Source organism: Rhodococcus sp. T2V (genome assembly GCF_029269925.1).
Classification (GTDB): domain Bacteria; phylum Actinomycetota; class Actinomycetes; order Mycobacteriales; family Mycobacteriaceae; genus Rhodococcus_F; species Rhodococcus_F koreensis.
Window position 1 is genome coordinate 1 of record NZ_JARJBD010000319.1, and the last position, 1,004, is coordinate 1,004.

At 47.1% G+C, this 1,004-nt stretch carries 1 protein-coding gene; it reads right to left on the reverse strand.

Translation table 11 applies throughout. From position 1 onward, the window contains the following. Positions 1-24: 24 nt before the first annotated feature. Positions 25-885 (reverse strand): broad-spectrum class A beta-lactamase TEM-116, encoded by an 861-nt coding sequence (locus tag P3H15_RS54125; RefSeq protein ID WP_000027050.1) that lies wholly within the window; start codon positions 883-885, stop codon positions 25-27. Positions 886-1,004 lie beyond the last annotated feature (119 nt).

The following is a 1,004-nucleotide window of genomic DNA, read 5'->3' on the forward strand; positions in this document are numbered from 1 at the left end:
CTAGAAGTAAACTTGGTCTGACAGTTACCAATGCTTAATCAGTGAGGCACCTATCTCAGCGATCTGTCTATTTCGTTCATCCATAGTTGCCTGACTCCCCGTCGTGTAGATAACTACGATACGGGAGGGCTTACCATCTGGCCCCAGTGCTGCAATGATACCGCGAGACCCACGCTCACCGGCTCCAGATTTATCAGCAATAAACCAGCCAGCCGGAAGGGCCGAGCGCAGAAGTGGTCCTGCAACTTTATCCGCCTCCATCCAGTCTATTAATTGTTGCCGGGAAGCTAGAGTAAGTAGTTCGCCAGTTAATAGTTTGCGCAACGTTGTTGCCATTGCTACAGGCATCGTGGTGTCACGCTCGTCGTTTGGTATGGCTTCATTCAGCTCCGGTTCCCAACGATCAAGGCGAGTTACATGATCCCCCATGTTGTGCAAAAAAGCGGTTAGCTCCTTCGGTCCTCCGATCGTTGTCAGAAGTAAGTTGGCCGCAGTGTTATCACTCATGGTTATGGCAGCACTGCATAATTCTCTTACTGTCATGCCATCCGTAAGATGCTTTTCTGTGACTGGTGAGTACTCAACCAAGTCATTCTGAGAATAGTGTATGCGGCGACCGAGTTGCTCTTGCCCGGCGTCAATACGGGATAATACCGCGCCACATAGCAGAACTTTAAAAGTGCTCATCATTGGAAAACGTTCTTCGGGGCGAAAACTCTCAAGGATCTTACCGCTGTTGAGATCCAGTTCGATGTAACCCACTCGTGCACCCAACTGATCTTCAGCATCTTTTACTTTCACCAGCGTTTCTGGGTGAGCAAAAACAGGAAGGCAAAATGCCGCAAAAAAGGGAATAAGGGCGACACGGAAATGTTGAATACTCATACTCTTCCTTTTTCAATATTATTGAAGCATTTATCAGGGTTATTGTCTCATGAGCGGATACATATTTGAATGTATTTAGAAAAATAAACAAATAGGGGTTCCGCGCACATTTCCTCTAG